3 protein-coding genes and 1 pseudogene are annotated in these 2,063 nt (G+C 41.8%); 2 read left to right on the top strand and 2 right to left on the bottom strand.

The window, feature by feature from the left end; translation table 11 throughout:
* Nucleotides 1–406, bottom strand: a 406-nt coding sequence (locus tag BGI33_RS06700; RefSeq protein WP_144235380.1) for an IS3 family transposase, incomplete at its 3' end; no start/stop codon positions are given.
* The gene (locus BGI33_RS06695) at nt 406–663 is read right to left on the bottom strand and encodes a transposase (RefSeq protein ID WP_100089939.1); all 258 of its coding nucleotides are present in this window, start codon (nt 661–663) and stop codon (nt 406–408) included. The genes BGI33_RS06700 and BGI33_RS06695, both read right to left, overlap by 1 nt.
* Nucleotides 664–910: 247 nt before the next feature.
* Between BGI33_RS06695 and BGI33_RS06690 the strand changes: the two are divergent.
* Together BGI33_RS06690 and BGI33_RS06680 are read left to right on the top strand one after the other, a co-directional pair.
* Nucleotides 911–1,138, top strand: a pseudogene (locus BGI33_RS06690) (DUF3418 domain-containing protein); the annotation flags it as partial.
* 604 nt (nt 1,139–1,742) lie between these two features.
* Nucleotides 1,743–2,063: hypothetical protein (locus BGI33_RS06680; RefSeq protein ID WP_218965152.1), on the top strand; the 321-nt coding region annotated here is incomplete at its 3' end.

Below are 2,063 nucleotides of genomic sequence, written 5' to 3'. Positions count from 1 at the left end.
TTCTAAACCTGCGTTGATTGCGACTGCTGTCACTCATAAAATCCATTGACCAGCATTCACCTTGTTTACTGGGTGCAGATAGTCTTTCTGGGCATCGTGGAGGAATGCATTTTTTACGCTTTACCCTGAGATTAAGCTTTAATTCACAATACACCCGATACACACGTTTATGATTCCATTTATAGCCGAGCTTTCTGATACGATTAAAACACTTGGGAAAGCCCCAGCGTAAATGCCTGTCAGTGATAGCACTGAGTACTGACACAATCACCGAGTCATCTGGTAATTTAGGTTGATAATAGTAAGCACAGCGGCTTAAGCCAACAATTGCGCAGCTCATAGCAATAGTAACAGGATGACTTTCTTGTAATTGCACAGCCCAAGCTTTACGTGCCTTGGTAGGCACTATAGCTTTTTTATGATTTCCTCCTGAAGCTGAGATTTTAAACTGAGCTCGGCAAACATTTGCTTAAGCTTACGGTTTTCAGCTTCCAGTTCCTTTAAACGTTTGATATCGGAGGTTTCCATACCACCGTATTTTTGCCGCCATTTATAAAAAGTCGAGTTGCCGATGCCATATTTACGGCAAAGTTCTTTAACAGGAATACCGGCTTCAGCTTCTTTTAAAATAGATACGATTTGATGTTCAGTCATTTTTTTCATGATTAAATCCTCTGTGGGTTAATAAAGAGAATTTTCTACTTCAGAGCTGTACTATTTTAGGGGATAGTTACACACCCCATTGCCTGCCAAGCTGGCAACATCATCTGCTCAGCCAGAAAGATATCGAACACTGGCGCACACAACAATTGCCAGCATATTGCTATCTCACCATCCAAGTAATTGATGATAGCAGCGCAGAACTGGCCAGCGGGCACAACCTCAATATCCTGTCACAACAGTCAAGCAAGCACACAGCCGTCTGCCAGCGGTAAAAGAAGCCGTCCACCGTTACACCGTGCAAACTGCACAGGCCTATGCCGAAGTCAACAGCCATCTGGATAAACATCCATTAACCCTGCTTTTGTGCCAGCATCTCAACAGCCTGATTTATTCCGGCTATACCAGTGCCACTCAGTGGCAGCAATGGCCGCACCTGCCCGTGTACCTGCAAAGCCATGCTCAAACGCATAGATAAATACGGCTGCTACTCCGTACGCGATGCTGCCGCAAGGCCGATATTCAGGCACTCATCGACACCTGGCAGACAAAAGTACAGCAATATCAGCAACAAAACCAGCCTGTACCCACTGCCATAGCCGAATTTCGCCGAATGCCCCAAGAGCTGCGCGTTTTCCTGGCAGCTCAGGAACGCCCCCCTATCCTGTTCAGCAAAACGCCCTAGCGAAGAATGAAATAAACGCATAGCTTGATAAAACAAATATCCTTGGTAGTAGCGCCAATTAACGCAAGAGCAAGCTGCTATTAATCCTGAATCGAATTAGCTTAATTAACTGGGGCAAAAATTGATCATAATTGTCACCATTGTAATTTTATGCCAATTTCATCCTGTAACTTTATTTTTATATTGCTGTTTGTATTATTTTTATTATTAATTAATAAAATTTTGCCTAATTTGTAAATAAAAGAATATATATGTTAACATTAATAACATATGAATACCCAAAAGGAAGAAAATTATAGAAAAAACTTAAAAGTTACAATTCATTAAAATATGATATTTTATTTAAAGATTTTTTATTAATTCTAAACAATTGTTTGGAACCAAGGAGATAATTAGTATGAAATATTCTAAGTTGATGCTTAAATCATTGGTTATTGCTGTTTCAATTGCATTGACTGGCTGTAATGAACATAATGGTCATTTACATGTGCATGCTACAAACACGGGTGGCAAATTAGGAGGAAGTGGTGCCGAAGGTACACCACCTATACCATCGCCAAAACCGGAATTACCTTCACCAGTAGAGCCTTCTCCTAAGCCTATTGATCCGCCTAAGCCTATAGACCCGCCTAAGCCTATAGACCCGCCTAAGCCTATAGACCCGCCTAAGCCTATAGACCCGCCTAAGCCTATAGACCCGCCTAAGCCTATAGACCCG

It is taken from the genome of Snodgrassella alvi (assembly GCF_002777425.1).
Taxonomy (GTDB): Bacteria; Pseudomonadota; Gammaproteobacteria; order Burkholderiales; family Neisseriaceae; genus Snodgrassella; species Snodgrassella alvi_B.
Note: the sequence above shows the minus strand (reverse complement) of the source record. Positions and strands in the feature narration are given on the sequence as shown.